Annotated in this window: 16 protein-coding genes; 10 read left to right on the forward strand and 6 right to left on the reverse strand. The window is 39.6% G+C overall.

The window, feature by feature from the left end; all coding sequences use genetic code 11:
- The first annotated feature begins 19 nt into the window (after positions 1-19).
- Genes EP58_RS05345 through EP58_RS05370 form a run of 7 tightly spaced genes read left to right on the forward strand, consistent with a single transcriptional unit; the run spans position 20 to position 3,666 of the window.
- Entirely contained in the window at positions 20-316 is a 297-nt protein-coding gene (locus EP58_RS05345) for a hypothetical protein (RefSeq protein ID WP_036090985.1), read from the forward strand.
- A 19-nt stretch (positions 317-335) separates the two neighbouring features.
- Entirely contained in the window at positions 336-647 is a 312-nt protein-coding gene (locus EP58_RS17335; RefSeq protein ID WP_036090988.1) for a hypothetical protein, read from the forward strand.
- Positions 634-2,106, forward strand: a complete 1,473-nt coding sequence (locus EP58_RS17490) for a T7SS effector LXG polymorphic toxin (protein WP_052171353.1) — start codon at positions 634-636, stop codon at positions 2,104-2,106. Before EP58_RS17335 ends, EP58_RS17490 begins: the two co-directional genes overlap by 14 nt.
- Positions 2,106-2,552, forward strand: a complete 447-nt coding sequence (locus EP58_RS05360) for an SMI1/KNR4 family protein (RefSeq protein ID WP_036090991.1) — start codon at positions 2,106-2,108, stop codon at positions 2,550-2,552. The genes EP58_RS17490 and EP58_RS05360 overlap by 1 nt, the downstream gene beginning before the upstream one ends.
- Positions 2,553-2,608: 56 nt before the next feature.
- Positions 2,609-2,731 carry an SMI1/KNR4 family protein gene (locus EP58_RS17870; protein ID WP_077917838.1) on the forward strand — a complete coding sequence of 41 codons (123 nt, stop codon included), beginning with the start codon at positions 2,609-2,611 and terminating at the stop codon, positions 2,729-2,731.
- The gene (locus EP58_RS05365) at positions 2,707-3,183 is read left to right on the forward strand and encodes an immunity protein YezG family protein (RefSeq protein WP_036090995.1); all 477 of its coding nucleotides are present in this window, start codon (positions 2,707-2,709) and stop codon (positions 3,181-3,183) included. Before EP58_RS17870 ends, EP58_RS05365 begins: the two co-directional genes overlap by 25 nt.
- Positions 3,184-3,195: 12 nt before the next feature.
- A complete protein-coding gene (locus tag EP58_RS05370; protein ID WP_036090997.1) occupies positions 3,196-3,666 on the forward strand; it encodes an SMI1/KNR4 family protein in 471 nt (156 codons plus the stop codon).
- A gap of 171 nt (positions 3,667-3,837) precedes the next feature.
- On the opposite strand, the gene EP58_RS05375 is transcribed toward EP58_RS05370, so the two are convergent.
- A complete protein-coding gene (locus tag EP58_RS05375) occupies positions 3,838-4,119 on the reverse strand; it encodes a hypothetical protein (RefSeq protein WP_036091000.1) in 282 nt (93 codons plus the stop codon).
- An 89-nt stretch (positions 4,120-4,208) separates the two neighbouring features.
- Between EP58_RS05375 and EP58_RS17210 the strand changes: the two genes are divergently transcribed.
- Positions 4,209-4,427: a helix-turn-helix domain-containing protein gene (locus EP58_RS17210; RefSeq protein WP_216362197.1), complete on the forward strand. Its 219-nt coding sequence runs from the start codon at positions 4,209-4,211 to the stop codon at positions 4,425-4,427.
- A gap of 737 nt (positions 4,428-5,164) precedes the next feature.
- Entirely contained in the window at positions 5,165-8,320 is a 3,156-nt protein-coding gene (gene cas13a / locus EP58_RS05380) for a type VI-A CRISPR-associated RNA-guided ribonuclease Cas13a (protein WP_036091002.1), read from the forward strand.
- Between the two features lie 521 nt (positions 8,321-8,841).
- Here the strand turns inward: cas13a and EP58_RS05385 are convergent.
- The 3 genes from EP58_RS05385 to EP58_RS05395 form a co-directional block, all read right to left on the reverse strand.
- The gene (locus tag EP58_RS05385) at positions 8,842-9,402 is read right to left on the reverse strand and encodes a DUF4240 domain-containing protein (RefSeq protein ID WP_077917840.1); all 561 of its coding nucleotides are present in this window, start codon (positions 9,400-9,402) and stop codon (positions 8,842-8,844) included.
- Positions 9,335-9,643 carry a hypothetical protein gene (locus EP58_RS05390; RefSeq protein WP_036091009.1) on the reverse strand — a complete coding sequence of 103 codons (309 nt, stop codon included), beginning with the start codon at positions 9,641-9,643 and terminating at the stop codon, positions 9,335-9,337. Before EP58_RS05390 ends, EP58_RS05385 begins: the two co-directional genes overlap by 68 nt.
- Positions 9,644-9,738: 95 nt before the next feature.
- Complete coding sequence (locus EP58_RS05395) at positions 9,739-10,557, reverse strand: LysR family transcriptional regulator (RefSeq protein WP_052171354.1); 819 nt, start codon at positions 10,555-10,557, stop codon at positions 9,739-9,741.
- A gap of 68 nt (positions 10,558-10,625) precedes the next feature.
- Here EP58_RS05395 and EP58_RS05400 point away from each other — a divergent pair, with 68 nt between their 5' ends.
- Positions 10,626-11,624, forward strand: coding sequence for a YeiH family protein (locus EP58_RS05400; protein WP_036091013.1), 999 nt, complete (start codon positions 10,626-10,628; stop codon positions 11,622-11,624).
- Between the two features lie 52 nt (positions 11,625-11,676).
- Here EP58_RS05400 and EP58_RS05405 read toward each other — a convergent pair whose 3' ends face one another.
- Complete coding sequence (locus tag EP58_RS05405; RefSeq protein ID WP_036091016.1) at positions 11,677-13,449, reverse strand: ABC transporter ATP-binding protein; 1,773 nt, start codon at positions 13,447-13,449, stop codon at positions 11,677-11,679.
- The gene (locus EP58_RS05410; protein ID WP_036091019.1) at positions 13,449-15,170 is read right to left on the reverse strand and encodes an ABC transporter ATP-binding protein; all 1,722 of its coding nucleotides are present in this window, start codon (positions 15,168-15,170) and stop codon (positions 13,449-13,451) included. Before EP58_RS05410 ends, EP58_RS05405 begins: the two co-directional genes overlap by 1 nt.
- Between the last annotated feature and the right edge of the window lie 195 nt (positions 15,171-15,365).

Genomic DNA, 15,365 nt, shown 5'->3' on the forward strand with positions numbered 1-15,365 from the left:
TGGAAAGGGATGGATGAGCATGGCGAAAAAGATACAATTACCAAGCGGTCGAATAGCGGCACATGCGAGTGCGATCCAAGCGACAACAAATACGTTGAAATTACAGCCCAAACCGAGTGTATCGTATTCTACTGGTAGCGCACGACAACTGGTAGAAGGCGCGATGGAGTTTGCACAAATGACAGCATCAACTCCCGCTGCGTTTCAAAAAGATACAGCGAATTTGAAGAATGTGGAGAAAGCATTTGTTGCCTCGGAAAAAGCGCTGGGCGACATGCTGCACAAAGGAATCGAATGGGTGGGAAGTAAAAAATAGGTCAGGGGGATACATAGCAATGCAACCAAGACAACGGGAAGAAGACGCTTGGAAAGAACAAATCAAGAAAGAGCGGCAGTTTGAAGAGTTGGAGCAACTATTTTCAAAAGCGAAACGGGCGCAAGAAAATGTGTTACATACATTTCAGGATGCGTGGCAGGGGAACCGGTCAAGACAGCGATTAGGACTAGTGGAAGAGACCATGACAGAAGAATGGCGGAAGCGGAAAAAGCAGATGTATGCCGTGGATGATGCGATACAGGAATCGCGTCGTGCGCATCAACGAGCCAAATTTGCATCGAAGGAGGCTGGGACGCATGCCTCGAATTGAGATTGGGGAAGTACGTTATTTTGTGGAACAGTTTTTACGAGAAAGTAAACGATTACGGGATGCGTTGCGGGATTATCGAAAAGCCGTCGCGAAATTAGTGGCGGATGGTGAGATCCAAGGCGAGTTTGTGGATAGTGCAAAAAGCTATTATGAAACGGTGCATTATCCCATCGTAGATACGACCATCGAGTGCTTGAGTGAAGCGGATCGGATTTTGAAGAAGTATGTGCAGGATTTTGAATCGCAGGTAGATGATGCGTTTGACTCCCGATTGGATTCGGATAAATTGGATGCGCTGTATGCCGAAATCAGGCGGTCGGAGAATTTATTGGATGACTTCACGCACGCGATGGATTCGATGACGGGGAACTTGAACCTCGGACAACAGATAGGCATGAAGCTGGGGCTGGAAACATCCATGATGCAAATCAAAGAAGAAATCAAGATTTTAGAACGCTATCTGGATTTTGAGCATAGTCATACGAATGTGATGCACGATGTTTTATCGCGGATGTATCAGGTGAAGACGGGCGTGAATGAAATCCTAGCTGGAAAAGCGTTCAATGGGACGACACATACCTATGATTCCAGTAAAATGCAATTAGGCTGGTTGAATCATCTAGTACCAGAGAAGAAGCCAAAGAAAACATATAACTTCGATGATTACACAAAGACATTAGAGGGTGGTTACTGGATTTTAAGCAAGAATGGCGTGACAGATCAAGAATCTGCAAGAGCAACAATTGCCTACAATGATGGCTTAAAAGATGGTACAATTAAGCGCAAAGCTGAAGACGCAGATATTGATTTTGAAACAGAATACATGCTAGCTGCAATGGAAGGCTACAATTTACTCACAGGCGAACCAATCACCAAAGCACAAAGCTTTTCTATCATATCAGCAGTGCTTCTCGGCGCTGTTGCAATGAAAGGCAGAGGTATTAAAGTTCCAAAAAGTAGCCTAAGCAAGATACAAAGTGACTTGAAAATCAAAGCAACCAAAGATTTAGAAATGAAAAATATTAGTAAGAAAATCATGGCGACGAAGCCAATGAACTCCCCAGTACCAGAGAAATGGATTAAAAAAGGTGGCAGTATTGCTATTGATAGTAAAGGCACATGGAGTTATACCAACAAGAACGGTCAGACGGTTAGGTATCCGAATGGTTATCCAGACTTTAAAGACTACAGACACCCCAATGTTGAGCCTGTTACGATAAAGGTGGCGTCGCCTAAGAACCCTCAAGCCGATTTCAGGGCTGCAAACCTTGAAGCAAAATTAGATAAGAATTCGCAACCACCTGTTCCTGAACTGAGTAAGCCACCGATAGGATATACTTGGCACCATCATGAGGATGGGATGACAATGGAGCTTGTTGAAGCGAAAATTCATAAAGATTTTAGGCATATTGGTGGACAATCTGCTGTAAATGGAAAAATAAATAGGAGCGTGAAATAATGTTTAAGATGAACAGTGAAAATAAAAAAATAACTAGTAAGGATATTGAAGCATTTGAATCTAAGCATGGTTTACACCTACCACAAGAATATAAGGCTTTCTTGCTTGAATTTAATGGTGGATACCCTGAAAAATCTAATTTTATAATATCAGACGATGAAGGCGTTAGCTTAGTCAATAAATTTTATGGTATTGGAGAAGAATCTGGGGATTTAGGTGAGACATTTGAAATATTGGATGGTGAAATACCAGATGGCTTCATTTCTATTGCTGACGATCCTGCTGGAAATGAAATCTGCATAGGAACAGAGAAGAGCAAGTATAAAGAAAAAGTATATTTTTGGCGCCACGATATGGAATCGGATTCGGAAATGGATAATATGTTTTTACTTGCTGAGGATTTACAAACATTTTTGAATAAATTGTATGGAGATAATGATGAATAGTGGGTACTTGTAGTGATAAAAGAATTTAGTAAGGCACAGGCAGGGATATAAAAGCTATGGAAAAACGATACGATATCAATCTGCCATGGGATTATATAGCTTTTCTAGAATTGTCCAATGGTGGCATAGTAGATAAGTCTGAAAGGAACCAAGTATGGAAGTATTGTATCAAGAAATAGCTAATCAAGTGAATAATGTTATTCCAGAGGACTGGAGCCGGCTCTTGCTTTACTCTGAAATGGATCAATACAGAGGAGCAACTTTCTTTTACTATTATCCAGTTGAAGGTAAAGATCCCATCTACAGTTTGGATATTGAAGACATGGAGCATATTGATATGGATGAGGTTCAAAATGGACTAAGCAATTTAAATGGATTATTAAGAGATTTATGGAATGAATTTATCAATCAGAAACAAGAACCATGGAAAAGCTTAAATTTAAGTCTGGATTCTGAGGGCAAGTTCAATATTCAATACAGCTATGATGACTTGGAGAAAGACGGCTATGATTATATTGAACGGGTTAAAATTTGGAAGTATGAAAAACTAGGTATCCTGCCTAACATTAAGGATGTAAGTGGCTGCAAGTTAATTGAGAAGTATAAAAAAGATGCAAGCAAGAAAAAGTGAGTGGAGTGTAAAATGCGCATAGAAAAAGGTTCAATCGTACTGCCATTACCTACAGAAGACATAGTAAGCAATGAGGAAAATATGTGGGGGATTAAACTTCCAACAAAATACAAAGCTTTGTTAATTGAAAATAATGGCGGGATCCCAATCGAAAAATCATTTGTGGCTAATAATCATTCATATGCAATTGACCGATTTTTATGTGTATTAGAGGATACTGAGGGTAATAATCTAGGAGAATATGATATAGATGTTACGCTCACAAGAATCGAAGAGAGGCTAACAGGTAATGAGGATTTAGTAGGTGTAGACTTGTTACCAATTGCGATACTATTTGCTGGTGATTACCTATGTTTGGACTATAGAGAATCAAAAGATACACCCAAATTATGCGTTTGGAACCATGAAGAATCTGGAGAATTTGATCCAGTAGTATACTTTGCGGCGAGCAGTTTTGAAGACTTTATCAACAGCTCAGAATAGTATGTAAGCATTTTCTGAAACTAAATAAATAATAAAAATGGCGGAGGGGCGTGCTGGACATGCTGCTTAGTAAATTGAACAAATGATGTAGTTGGTTTAAAAAGAATTAAATAAGATTAATGATTAGATAAGACATTGAACTGTGGTTGGGTTCAATGTCTTATTTAGTGTTTATATAATATGGTTTTGGAGTAACAGAGTTTTAGCATCATTAAAGCCTAGCTTATAAATGTGTTGAGTAAGAAGTTGTTCATAGTTAAGGACGGTTTTTTCATAACGATTTAGAAGATCTAACGCTCGGTCATCTTCGTCTAATTGTAAAAATAATTTATTTAATAAGGAAGTGCAATTAGAATTGAATTCCCCTATTTTTTTATCAGTTGAAGGGCTTTCCATAAGGGTTTCAATTCGAGTAAGAACAAATTCTTGAAAATCAATATCTAAATTTTTCATTAATAACTCCTTTCTGATGTCTTTAGCGACACCATATGATTACACATTATACTATATGATGTTCTTATAAACAACAGAAAGGGATGAGCATGTTGAGTAGATATGTAATTATTAACTTGAAGAATCTGGTGGAGAGCAGAAATATATCTTTACGAGAACTTGCACGGTTATCTGATATTGAGCCTTCGATTATTAATAAGTTATCAAATAATAAGCATGAGAGAATTTCATTGCGGCATATTGAAAGGATTGCAGATGCTCTAGAAATTGATGACATACGGGAGATAATAAGTATAGAATCTTATTAATGAAGGTTTAAGGTGGAGATATTATGCGCAGAGGAATTGACAGTGGGAAAATTAGACATGTAGAGGCAATTCTGTATTCTGAGTTGTCTCTTAATTTATGAAAAAATAATTATGTTTTGGTAATCTGTCAAGATGCAGATCCATTAATAATCTGGTATAGTTATGTTGTTGCAAGTGAATATATTACCTCAAAATAAAAGAGGACTAAAACTAATTGGTGGCGTGATACGCCGTAATGCTTGATTTAGAGTACCTCAAAACAAAAGAGGACTAAAACTACTTGTCGATATGGTATAGCTTTTTTCAGATTTAGAGTACCTCAAAACAAAAGAGGACTAAAACTAAAGCTTCTAAATGGTGGCGCGTTACGCCGATTTAGAATACCTCAAAACAAAAGAGGACTAAAACCTAGCAAGCCGGTCGCCGCGCTCAAAGTAAGATTTAGAGTACCTCAAAACAAAAGAGGACTAAAACCTCTTTTGTGGATAAGTATTCGAAATAAAGCCATAAAAACTGTGATCCAAAGAGCTGGATTATTGGTTTTTATGGCTTTATTCAATTCTTAGTATTGTAGATGAACCATCAGTGAATGTTGTCTTGCAACGTGCCTTCTTGTATAATGAATATATTGATAAATAATAGAAATTTCATACACGCATGAAGAAACCAATTAAATTTTCAGCATTAATGAAGCATTAGGTACATGACTATAAAACCAAATGGAGCTGAGTAGACAGATGAAAATCACAAAGATGAGAGTAGATGGAAGAACTATCGTAATGGAGAGGACAAGCAAGGAAGGTCAACTGGGTTATGAAGGTATCGATGGAAATAAGACAACAGAAATTATATTTGATAAGAAAAAAGAGTCATTTTATAAGAGTATCCTCAATAAAACTGTGAGAAAACCCGATGAAAAAGAAAAGAATAGGCGTAAGCAGGCAATTAATAAAGCGATTAATAAAGAAATAACAGAATTAATGTTGGCGGTGTTACATCAAGAAGTGCCAAGCCAAAAGTTACATAATTTAAAGAGTCTAAATACGGAATCTTTAACTAAACTATTTAAACCGAAGTTCCAAAACATGATTTCTTATCCGCCTAGCAAAGGTGCCGAACATGTTCAGTTTTGCCTTACAGATATAGCGGTACCAGCGATTCGAGATTTAGATGAAATTAAGCCAGATTGGGGCATTTTTTTTGAAAAATTGAAACCCTATACGGATTGGGCAGAATCATACATTCACTATAAGCAGACAACCATACAGAAATCCATTGAGCAAAACAAAATACAGTCCCCTGATTCGCCAAGGAAATTAGTATTGCAAAAATATGTCACAGCCTTTTTGAATGGAGAACCGCTGGGACTCGATCTTGTGGCGAAAAAATATAAACTGGCAGACTTAGCGGAGTCGTTTAAATTAGTAGATTTGAACGAGGATAAAAGTGCAAACTATAAAATTAAAGCGTGCTTGCAACAACATCAGCGAAATATTTTGGATGAATTGAAAGAAGATCCGGAGTTAAATCAATATGGTATAGAAGTGAAGAAATATATACAGCGATATTTCCCAATCAAACGTGCACCGAATAGAAGTAAACATGCACGAGCGGACTTTTTGAAAAAGGAATTAATTGAGTCTACAGTGGAGCAACAATTTAAAAATGCTGTATATCATTATGTACTGGAACAAGGCAAAATGGAGGCATATGAGCTAACAGATCCTAAAACAAAAGACTTGCAGGATATTAGATCTGGTGAGGCATTTAGCTTCAAATTTATTAATGCTTGCGCCTTCGCATCGAATAATTTGAAGATGATTTTAAACCCTGAATGTGAAAAGGATATCCTAGGTAAGGGCAATTTTAAAAAGAATTTGCCAAACAGTACTACGCGATCTGATGTTGTGAAGAAAATGATTCCCTTTTTCTCGGATGAGCTTCAAAATGTGAATTTTGATGAAGCTATCTGGGCGATTAGGGGCTCTATTCAGCAAATTAGAAATGAGGTTTACCATTGTAAAAAGCATTCTTGGAAAAGCATACTTAAAATAAAAGGCTTTGAATTTGAACCTAACAATATGAAATATGCGGATTCTGATATGCAAAAATTGATGGATAAAGATATCGCCAAAATTCCAGAGTTCATCGAAGAAAAACTTAAAAGTAGTGGAGTAGTAAGGTTCTACAGGCATGATGAGTTGCAATCCATATGGGAAATGAAACAAGGATTTTCGTTGCTGACTACTAATGCGCCGTTTGTCCCAAGCTTTAAGCGTGTCTACGCAAAAGGGCACGACTACCAAACTTCTAAAAATAGATACTATAATTTGGATTTGACTACTTTTGATATTTTGGAATATGGAGAAGAAGATTTTCGTGCACGCTATTTCCTGACGAAGCTAGTTTATTATCAGCAATTTATGCCATGGTTTACAGCTGATAATAATGCTTTCCGAGATGCTGCCAATTTTGTATTGCGATTAAATAAAAATAGACAGCAGGATGCAAAAGCTTTTATTAACATTAGAGAAGTTGAAGAAGGTGAGATGCCTAGAGACTATATGGGTTATGTCCAAGGTCAAATAGCGATACATGAGGATTCAATTGAGGATACACCGAATCATTTTGAGAAATTTATTAGTCAGGTTTTTATTAAGGGCTTTGATAGGCATATGAGATCTGCTAATTTAAAATTTATTAAAAATCCAAGAAATCAGGGGCTAGAACAAAGTGAGATTGAGGAAATGAGCTTTGATATTAAAGTGGAGCCGTCATTTTTGAAAAATAAAGATGACTATATTGCATTTTGGATATTCTGCAAAATGCTTGATGCTAGGCATTTAAGCGAGCTAAGAAACGAAATGATTAAGTATGACGGTCATTTAACTGGAGAACAAGAAATCATTGGTTTAGCATTGCTCGGAGTGGATTCACGAGAGAATGATTGGAAGCAGTTTTTTAGCTCAGAACGGGAATACGAGAAAATTATGAAGGGCTATGTTGTAGAGGAATTGTATCAGCGGGAACCGTACCGACAAAGTGATGGCAAAACACCGATTCTTTTTCGTGGTGTAGAGCAAGCGAGGAAGTATGGTACTGAAACAGTGATTCAACGGCTTTTTGATGCTAATCCTGAGTTCAAAGTGTCAAAATGCAACTTAGCAGAGTGGGAGCGGCAAAAAGAAACCATTGAAGAGACTATTAAGCGAAGAAAAGAATTGCATAATGAATGGGCAAAAAATCCAAAAAAACCGCAAAATAATGCATTTTTTAAAGAGTATAAAGAGTGTTGTGACGCTATTGACGCTTACAATTGGCATAAAAATAAAACTACGCTTGCATACGTTAATGAGCTGCACCATTTGCTAATTGAAATTCTGGGAAGATATGTTGGCTATGTAGCAATAGCTGATAGAGACTTTCAATGTATGGCGAATCAATATTTTAAGCATTCAGGAATAACTGAGAGAGTGGAATATTGGGGCGATAATAGACTAAAAAGTATTAAAAAGCTGGATACATTCTTGAAAAAAGAAGGACTGTTTGTTTCTGAGAAAAATGCAAGGAATCATATAGCGCATTTAAATTATTTATCACTCAAATCTGAGTGCACGTTGCTGTATTTATCCGAGAGGTTGAGAGAAATTTTTAAGTATGATCGTAAATTAAAGAATGCCGTTTCCAAGTCATTAATCGATATTTTAGATAGACATGGTATGAGCGTCGTATTTGCTAACTTGAAAGAAAATAAACATAGGTTGGTGATAAAAAGCTTAGAGCCAAAAAAATTGAGACATCTGGGTGGGAAAAAAATCGATGGTGGTTATATAGAAACAAATCAAGTTTCAGAAGAGTATTGTGGTATAGTGAAGAGACTGTTAGAAATGTGATGTAGGATGTTACAGTCAATCTCAAAATGAAATTGGAAGTTACAAGAGGACGTAATATGATGTTACTATTAAAAATACCTCAGAATAGAAGAGGACTAAAACAAATGATTGCAAGCCGTTACAAAAAATATGATTTAGAGTACCTCAGAACAAAAGAGGGCTAAAACTAGAATAATCGATTGAGACGGTCTACAAGTGATTTAGAGTACCTCAAAACAGAAGAGGACTAAAAACCTGCTGTGGATAAGTGAGGAATAACATTTTCAATTGTAATGGCTGTGAAGAGAAAAAGTCAGCGCACAACAAAGAAGATGACGAACAAAATCTCTCGCCATCTTCTTAAAATTATTTGCCACACAGCCAACATTATAAGCGTTAAAACCAGCACCATGAGTACATTTCACCCAACAATCAGAATCCCCGTTTCTCCGTTTTTAGGAAATGAAGAAGCACCATAAATCGTTGATAGTAAACGGTTTATGGTGCTTTTTTGTCCTGCGAAAAAACGCTAAATAAATGGCCTATTTCAGAGCGGCTGCAATTTTAGGGAAAATAATTTCTAAATCATCGTCTTCGTCCCATTCTAAAGCTTCCGGTAATACAATATCGGCATGAATCTCGGCTTTCTCTTCGGCGGTTAGAGCCAAACGATCGCAGGCTTCAAAGAAAACTTCTTCCTCATCCTGCTCGGTTTTCTCTAAATACGCGTCACTACTGATATACATAATTTCTTCAAATTCGGCTAAAAAATCATCGTCAACATTGCCTTGAAGCAGTTCGCCGAGACAATCCGGGTCTTTTAGTATCGCCAAAAAAGCATCCTGTCCGAGGGAAATGAGCCAAGCGCGGAAATAATCGAAACCGTCGTCACTCGCTCCGTCATTCAATAGATAAGCCGCGGCCCAGAGCCTGTCTGCCTTCGAAACTTCAAGATATTCGTCAAAAATAAGTTGCCATTTCACCATATCATCTGGCTTTAGTTTACGGAGCAACTTTTCAAGCATTTCTACGTATTCATCGATGTCTGCGCCGCTTCGCACGATAGCTTTGTTGACGATTTTCCAGAACTTTTTCTTGTTCATTCTTTTGACTCCCTTTCATTATCCAAAGTGTGATGGTTGTTGCGGCAAACAGGAATAATATGCTCATAATCGAAATATACAGCATCCAACTGTCCATCTCAGAAAAATCATCGAGCGGAAAGTTATGGAGATAGGAACTACTAATCGATGCGACTATATCCGGTGTTTTATACATAAAAACAGCAATCGCGAGCAAAATACCTGTAAAAAGCCAATCTAAATCTGTCCATTTCTTCTTCATTTTCTCTAAACTCCTTTTCATCAATAATACTGATAATTAGTATCTAAAATATCTATTTTACTTATCACGAAATCCTTTGTATACTGTAAATGTAGTCAAGAAAAGCTAGCTATCAACAATTCGTGTAGCGCGATTTGTAGCGGATCTTGCGGGAAAGCATGATTGTGAATCTGAAAAAGTGGGCGAACAATCGGTGTTGGCGGGTGCTCATACGGAAAATCGCGGACGCTCAAATCAGAAAGTAGCGTTTTTCCGACGCCTTGCCGCAACATAGTCAAAATCGCCTCATTGCTTGCAATCTCCATTTTTTGCGCGGGAATTATGTTTTCTTGTTGAAAAAATTGGTCCGTGTACGTGCGAATTCCAGAACCAGTTTCACGCAACAGCCAAAGATCGTTCGTCATATCACCAGCCAAAACAAGCGAATCGTGGGCAAAAACAGTGCGCGTAATCATCGGTGCAATCATCGGCGATTCCACAAGCCCAACTTGGTATTCATGCGTTTCCACCCGATTAAAAATTACCGTCGAATTCGCAATCGAGACCACAAAATCATAGTTCGGAAACTGCTTTTGAAGCTGCGGTAAAACAAGAGGGAGCATATACACACCAATCGTTTGCGAGGCGCCAATCGTGTAAGTAATCCGCGTGTTTCCCTGCAATTGCTGGATATCGCTCAAACTAGTTTCCCATAAAGAATCGAGTTGTTTCGCGCGAACATAGAGTAAGTCAGCGCTTTCGGTCGGTACAGCATGATTGCGTCCGCTCCGGATAAACAATTCGCTCCCCGTTATTTCTTCCAATTTTTGAATATGTAACGAAACAGTTGGCTGTGAGATAAATCGTTTTTCGGCGGCGTGCGTAAAATTCTTCTCTTCATAAACCGTCATAAACGTTTGAAGCCAGTGAAACATGCGAGAGAGCCCCCTTTTACATAAGATTTCTTATTATTATAACACGGATTTAGGAGATGAATGGAAAAATGAAGATAAAATGGCAGGAAAAAGGATTTTGGATCGGTGTAGCCGTCACGCTCGCCTGTTCACTAGCAGGAAAATATTTAGCACAAATACCGGGCTTGCAGATTGTCGGCGCACTCGTCATCGCACTAATACTCGGAATGCTCGTCCAAATGAGCCGGACACTTGTCGTCAGCGCACAACCTGGAACGAGCTTCATATCGAATAAATTTTTGCGGTTAGGGATTATTTTGTTAGGATTCCGGTTGAACTTAAAGGCGTTGGCGGATTCTGGCGTGAAAACGATTATCTTCGCGATTGTGGTCGTCGCATTCACGATTGTCACAGTATATTTCCTCTGCAAATGGCTAAAAGTAGACAGCACACTCGGCATGCTCACGGCTTGCGGGTGCGGGATTTGCGGTGCCGCTGCGGTCATGGGCGTGTCTCCCCAGTTGAAGGCAAAAAATGATGATGCGGTGCTAGCGGTGGCCGTGGTTTGCATCTTAGGAACGGTATTTACGCTCATCGAAGTAGGACTGATGCCCGTTTTAGGTATGACGCCAACGCAATTCGGTGTCATGGCCGGCTCATCTTTACATGAAATCGCACATGCGGTAGCAGCTGGTGGGGCAGGGGGAACGCAGGCACTTGACGCGTCGATTATCATGAAATTATCTCGCGTCTTGCTACTCGCACCAGTTGCTTTAATAGTAGGAATCATCGCCCAACGCAAAACACAAGGAGCATCAGACGAAAAGGCCAAATTACCGATTCCGTGGTTCATGGGTGGATTCCTATTGACGAGTGCGATTGGCACCTTCATCGCGATGCCAGCAAGCTTATTAGACGGCCTGGTTTCACTGGCGTATCTTTGCCTCGGAATGGCGATGGCAGGACTCGGTATGAGCGTGAATTTCCAAGTGATTATCCGTCGCGGCGGGCGTGTATTTTTAGCGGCAACTATTGGTTCTGTTGCGTTATTAGCCCTATCGATTACCGCGAGTAAACTCTTCTTTTAAACGCAAAAACAGCGCATCCCGCGAAAAGGATGCGCTGTTTCTATAGAAAAACTTATTCAATCACAAACTGATTATGATACAATTCGGAGTAGAATCCTTCTTCTTTCAGCAATGATTCATGTGTGCCTTGCTCGATAACTTCTCCTTGATGCAAGACCACGATATGATCGGCGTCAAGAATCGTTTTCAAACGGTGGGCAATAACGAAACTAGTACGACCCGAGATAACGTTATCCATCGCTTTTTGAATGCGGCTCTCGGTCACGGTATCTACATTACTTGTCGCCTCATCTAGAATAAGCAGGGACGGATTTGTAATAATCGTACGCGCGATACTAATCAATTGCTTCTGACCAACACTGAAAATATTATTCTCATCCGTGATTTCCGTGTCATAACCGTTCTCAAGCGTCATGATGAAATCGTGAATATTGGCTTGTTTCGCAGCATCCGTAACTTCTGCATCTGTTGCTTCCGGTTTACCGAAGACGATATTATCGCGGATAGTACCCGAGAAAAGCACAGAATCTTGAAGCACGATACCAACTTCTTTACGAAGAGACGCGAGTTTAATGTCACGAATATCGACATCATCGAACAAAATCGCACCGTTATCGACATTGTAGAAACGGTTCAGTAGGTTCATGACGGTCGTTTTACCAGAACCAGTCGGGCCAACGAGGGCAACCATTTTACCTCTTTCCACATCAATCGAGACATTTTTAAGCACTGGTTTTTCAGGCGTATAAGCGAAGTCCACATTTTGCAACTTCACGCTTTTGTGAACGCCATCGATTGTTTTCAGGTCTTTACGCTCCACTTCTTCTTCTTCGTCAAAAATTTCACTAACACGGCGCGCACCAGTAATTGCTAATTGAAGCATGCTGTACTGAGACGAAATTTGAGTAAGTGGCATATAAAATTGTTGCGAATACTGCACGAACATAACGATCAAACCAAGAGCTGCGGCACGTTCGATACTACCGTCAAGCGCTAGGTAACCACCGAAGAAGATTACGACAGCTGTATTGATTAACGAAATACCTTGCATCATCGGGAAAAGTAAACCGGAGTAAACTTGACCTTTAAAAGTTGCGTCTTTCACGATGTTATTATGTTTCACGAAGCCTTCAATCGTTTCTTGCTCTAAACCGTTTGTAATAACGATTTTTTGACCGGAGATTTTTTCATCGATATAGCCGTTTAGTTCGCCGAGACGATCTTGTTGCATATCCACGTATTTACGAGCTTTGCGGATAATCAACGCGGCAATAACAATCGCAATTGGTGCCATCAGAAGCGTCACCGTTGCTAATTTCACATTTTGGTTATACATCATGATGATAACACCAATCATTAACGCAACGTTTGACAAAACTTGCACGAGCGCTTGGTTCAGCGTATTCGAGATGTTGTCTAAGTCACTTGTAAAACGGCTCAGCATTTCGCCATCTTTATGCCCATCGAAGAAACGAATCGACAGTTTCTCCATTTTGCGGAACAATCCGATACGCATCCGGTTCGTCGCGCGACCAGAAACGCCGGCCATCAAGATCGTTTGAATGAATGTTGCAGCGGCAAGTAGGACATAGAATAGAATTAGCATCCAAATAATATGGACGAAATCCGTCTTGTCATCAACGCCAGTCGTGAAGAAGCGTTGCGCGTAAGTTGCCAGTTCTTGGATAGCTTTCCCGATATATTCAGGAGCCTTGACTTGTAAATAAGTAGCACCGATAATCGCGATAATAATCACGGTCAGCTGCAACTTGTAAGCTTTTAAATAGTGCCAGAAAAAGCGGCAGATACGTTTAAATTCAGCCATTACGCGTCAACCTCCTTTCCCTTTTGTGTGTCATAGATTTCTCTGTAAACCGCACTTGTTTCAACGAGTTCTTTGTGTGAACCGACGCCAACAAGTTCCCCAGCATCAAGCACGAGAATCTTGTCTGCATGAATCACAGAAGAGATTTTTTGCGCGATAATGAAAGTGGTCGTGTTGCTCAGTTCTTTATTCAGCGCTTCTTTGACAAGTTTCTCACTGCGCGCATCTAGGGCACTCGTAGAATCATCAAGAATCAGAATCTTCGGATCACCGATAATACCGCGTGAGATGGAAAGGCGTTGTTTCTGCCCGCCGGAGAAGTTATTACCACGCTCAACGATTGGCGCTTCATACACATCCGCATGGCGTTCAATAAATTCTTTCGCCTGCGCAATGCGTGTCGCTTTTTCCATATCGTCTGGCGTTGCGTCTTTCTTACCATGACGTAAGTTCTCGGCAATCGTACCTGAGAAAAGAATCGCGCGTTGCAATACAAGCGAAACCGTATCGCGTAACGTCTGTTTATTCACTTTCTTCAAGTCCGTTCCACCAATCAAAATTTCACCCTCGGTTGGGTCGTATAATCGTGGAATCAGTTGTGCCAAGGTCGATTTACCAGACCCGGTCGCTCCAACGATACCAACCATTTCGCCAGGTTTCGCTTCGAATGAAATATGTTTCAGCGCTTTTGTTTCATCGCCTTCATATTGGAAACTAACATCGCGGAACTCCACGCTACCAACTAAATCTTGTTTTGGCGCGTTTTCGTCATACGTAATATCAGGCTCTGTTTCTAGCACTTCACCGATACGTTTCAATGAAATCATCGCACGTGACGCCATCATCATCATCATACCACCGATAATAATCGCCATCATAATTTGCATTAAGTAGTTCATGAAAGATGCAATTGCACCAATTACCGCAGGATCATCTTTCACTAAATCCCCAGCAAAATAAATTGCCGCGACAACTGCCATGTTTGAAACGAGCATAAATGCCGGAATCATAATCGAGAAAAGCTGTCCAACTACGATGGTGTGATGCGTTAATTTATCACTTGTTTTTGTGAATCGCTCTAGTTCATTATCTTCTTGTACGAACGATTTCACGACGCGCATACCAGCCAAGTTTTCCTTCGCAATAGCATTGACGCGATCAATAAAGCCTTGAATTTTGCCAAAATGTTTGCCCATGCGTCCAAAAATCAAGAAAACAATGAGGAGAACAAGGACAACGAGCACGATAATAATCCACCAAAGTTCTGGCAGGGTATACATCGCTAAAATAAAACTACCAATAAACATAATCGGAATTCGAGTGATGGATTGTAGCGACATCATCACTAAGTTTTGAACTTGCGTAATATCATTCGTTTGACGAACCACTAGATTTCCCGTCGAAAGTCTCTCGATATTGCTGAATGAGAAAGTTTGAATTTTGCGGAAACTAGTTTCACGAATGTCGGCTCCTACACCTTGTGCCACTTTTGCGGAGAGGATGGTGTTGAGGATACCAGCGATAAGTCCGACGACCGCAATAATAATAAGTAAAATACCAATTCGCGTAATGTCATCCATATCGTCTTTAATAATTGCTTCCAGTACTTGTTGTAATAATTTCGGCTGCCATAATTGTGAGATAACCATGACGACGATGAAAAGTGTGGAGAGCGTGGTTTGAAGCTTGTATTTCTTCAAGTGTTGAAATAAAACTTTCATTATATACCTCCTTGTGTATGCGTTAAAAACCAGCACGAACATATATTCTAAACCAAATTGGACTTATATGCAAGGGAAAAATGAAACTTTATTCTAGTAAATGAGGCTTGTCATAAAATGTTCACAAAATATTGCAAAGTACAAGGGGCTCTAGGAGTAGGTGTCATCGATCTTTAGGCTGATTGGATACAAAAA

This window comes from Paenilisteria newyorkensis (assembly GCF_000766145.1).
GTDB classification, from domain to species: domain Bacteria; phylum Bacillota; class Bacilli; order Lactobacillales; family Listeriaceae; genus Listeria_A; species Listeria_A newyorkensis.

Bases quoted from the DNA above. Each gene is read 5' to 3' on its own strand.
- EP58_RS05375 (WP_036091000.1), bottom strand. From the start codon at position 4,119: ATGAAAAATTTAGATATTGATTTTCAAGAATTTGTTCTTACTCGAATT.
- EP58_RS17210 (WP_216362197.1), top strand. From the start codon at position 4,209: ATGTTGAGTAGATATGTAATTATTAACTTGAAGAATCTGGTGGAGAGC.
- EP58_RS05385 (WP_077917840.1), bottom strand. From the start codon at position 9,402: ATGAACAAGAAAAAGTTCTGGAAAATCGTCAACAAAGCTATCGTGCGA.
- cas13a (WP_036091002.1), top strand. From the start codon at position 5,165: ATGAAAATCACAAAGATGAGAGTAGATGGAAGAACTATCGTAATGGAG.
- EP58_RS17490 (WP_052171353.1), top strand. From the start codon at position 634: ATGCCTCGAATTGAGATTGGGGAAGTACGTTATTTTGTGGAACAGTTT.
- EP58_RS05410 (WP_036091019.1), bottom strand. From the start codon at position 15,170: ATGAAAGTTTTATTTCAACACTTGAAGAAATACAAGCTTCAAACCACG.
- EP58_RS05405 (WP_036091016.1), bottom strand. From the start codon at position 13,449: ATGGCTGAATTTAAACGTATCTGCCGCTTTTTCTGGCACTATTTAAAA.
- EP58_RS05400 (WP_036091013.1), top strand. From the start codon at position 10,626: ATGAAGATAAAATGGCAGGAAAAAGGATTTTGGATCGGTGTAGCCGTC.
- EP58_RS05395 (WP_052171354.1), bottom strand. From the start codon at position 10,557: ATGTTTCACTGGCTTCAAACGTTTATGACGGTTTATGAAGAGAAGAAT.
- EP58_RS05390 (WP_036091009.1), bottom strand. From the start codon at position 9,643: ATGAAGAAGAAATGGACAGATTTAGATTGGCTTTTTACAGGTATTTTG.
- EP58_RS05360 (WP_036090991.1), top strand. From the start codon at position 2,106: ATGTTTAAGATGAACAGTGAAAATAAAAAAATAACTAGTAAGGATATT.
- EP58_RS17335 (WP_036090988.1), top strand. From the start codon at position 336: ATGCAACCAAGACAACGGGAAGAAGACGCTTGGAAAGAACAAATCAAG.
- EP58_RS05365 (WP_036090995.1), top strand. From the start codon at position 2,707: ATGGAAGTATTGTATCAAGAAATAGCTAATCAAGTGAATAATGTTATT.
- EP58_RS17870 (WP_077917838.1), top strand. From the start codon at position 2,609: ATGGAAAAACGATACGATATCAATCTGCCATGGGATTATATAGCTTTT.
- EP58_RS05370 (WP_036090997.1), top strand. From the start codon at position 3,196: ATGCGCATAGAAAAAGGTTCAATCGTACTGCCATTACCTACAGAAGAC.
- EP58_RS05345 (WP_036090985.1), top strand. From the start codon at position 20: ATGGCGAAAAAGATACAATTACCAAGCGGTCGAATAGCGGCACATGCG.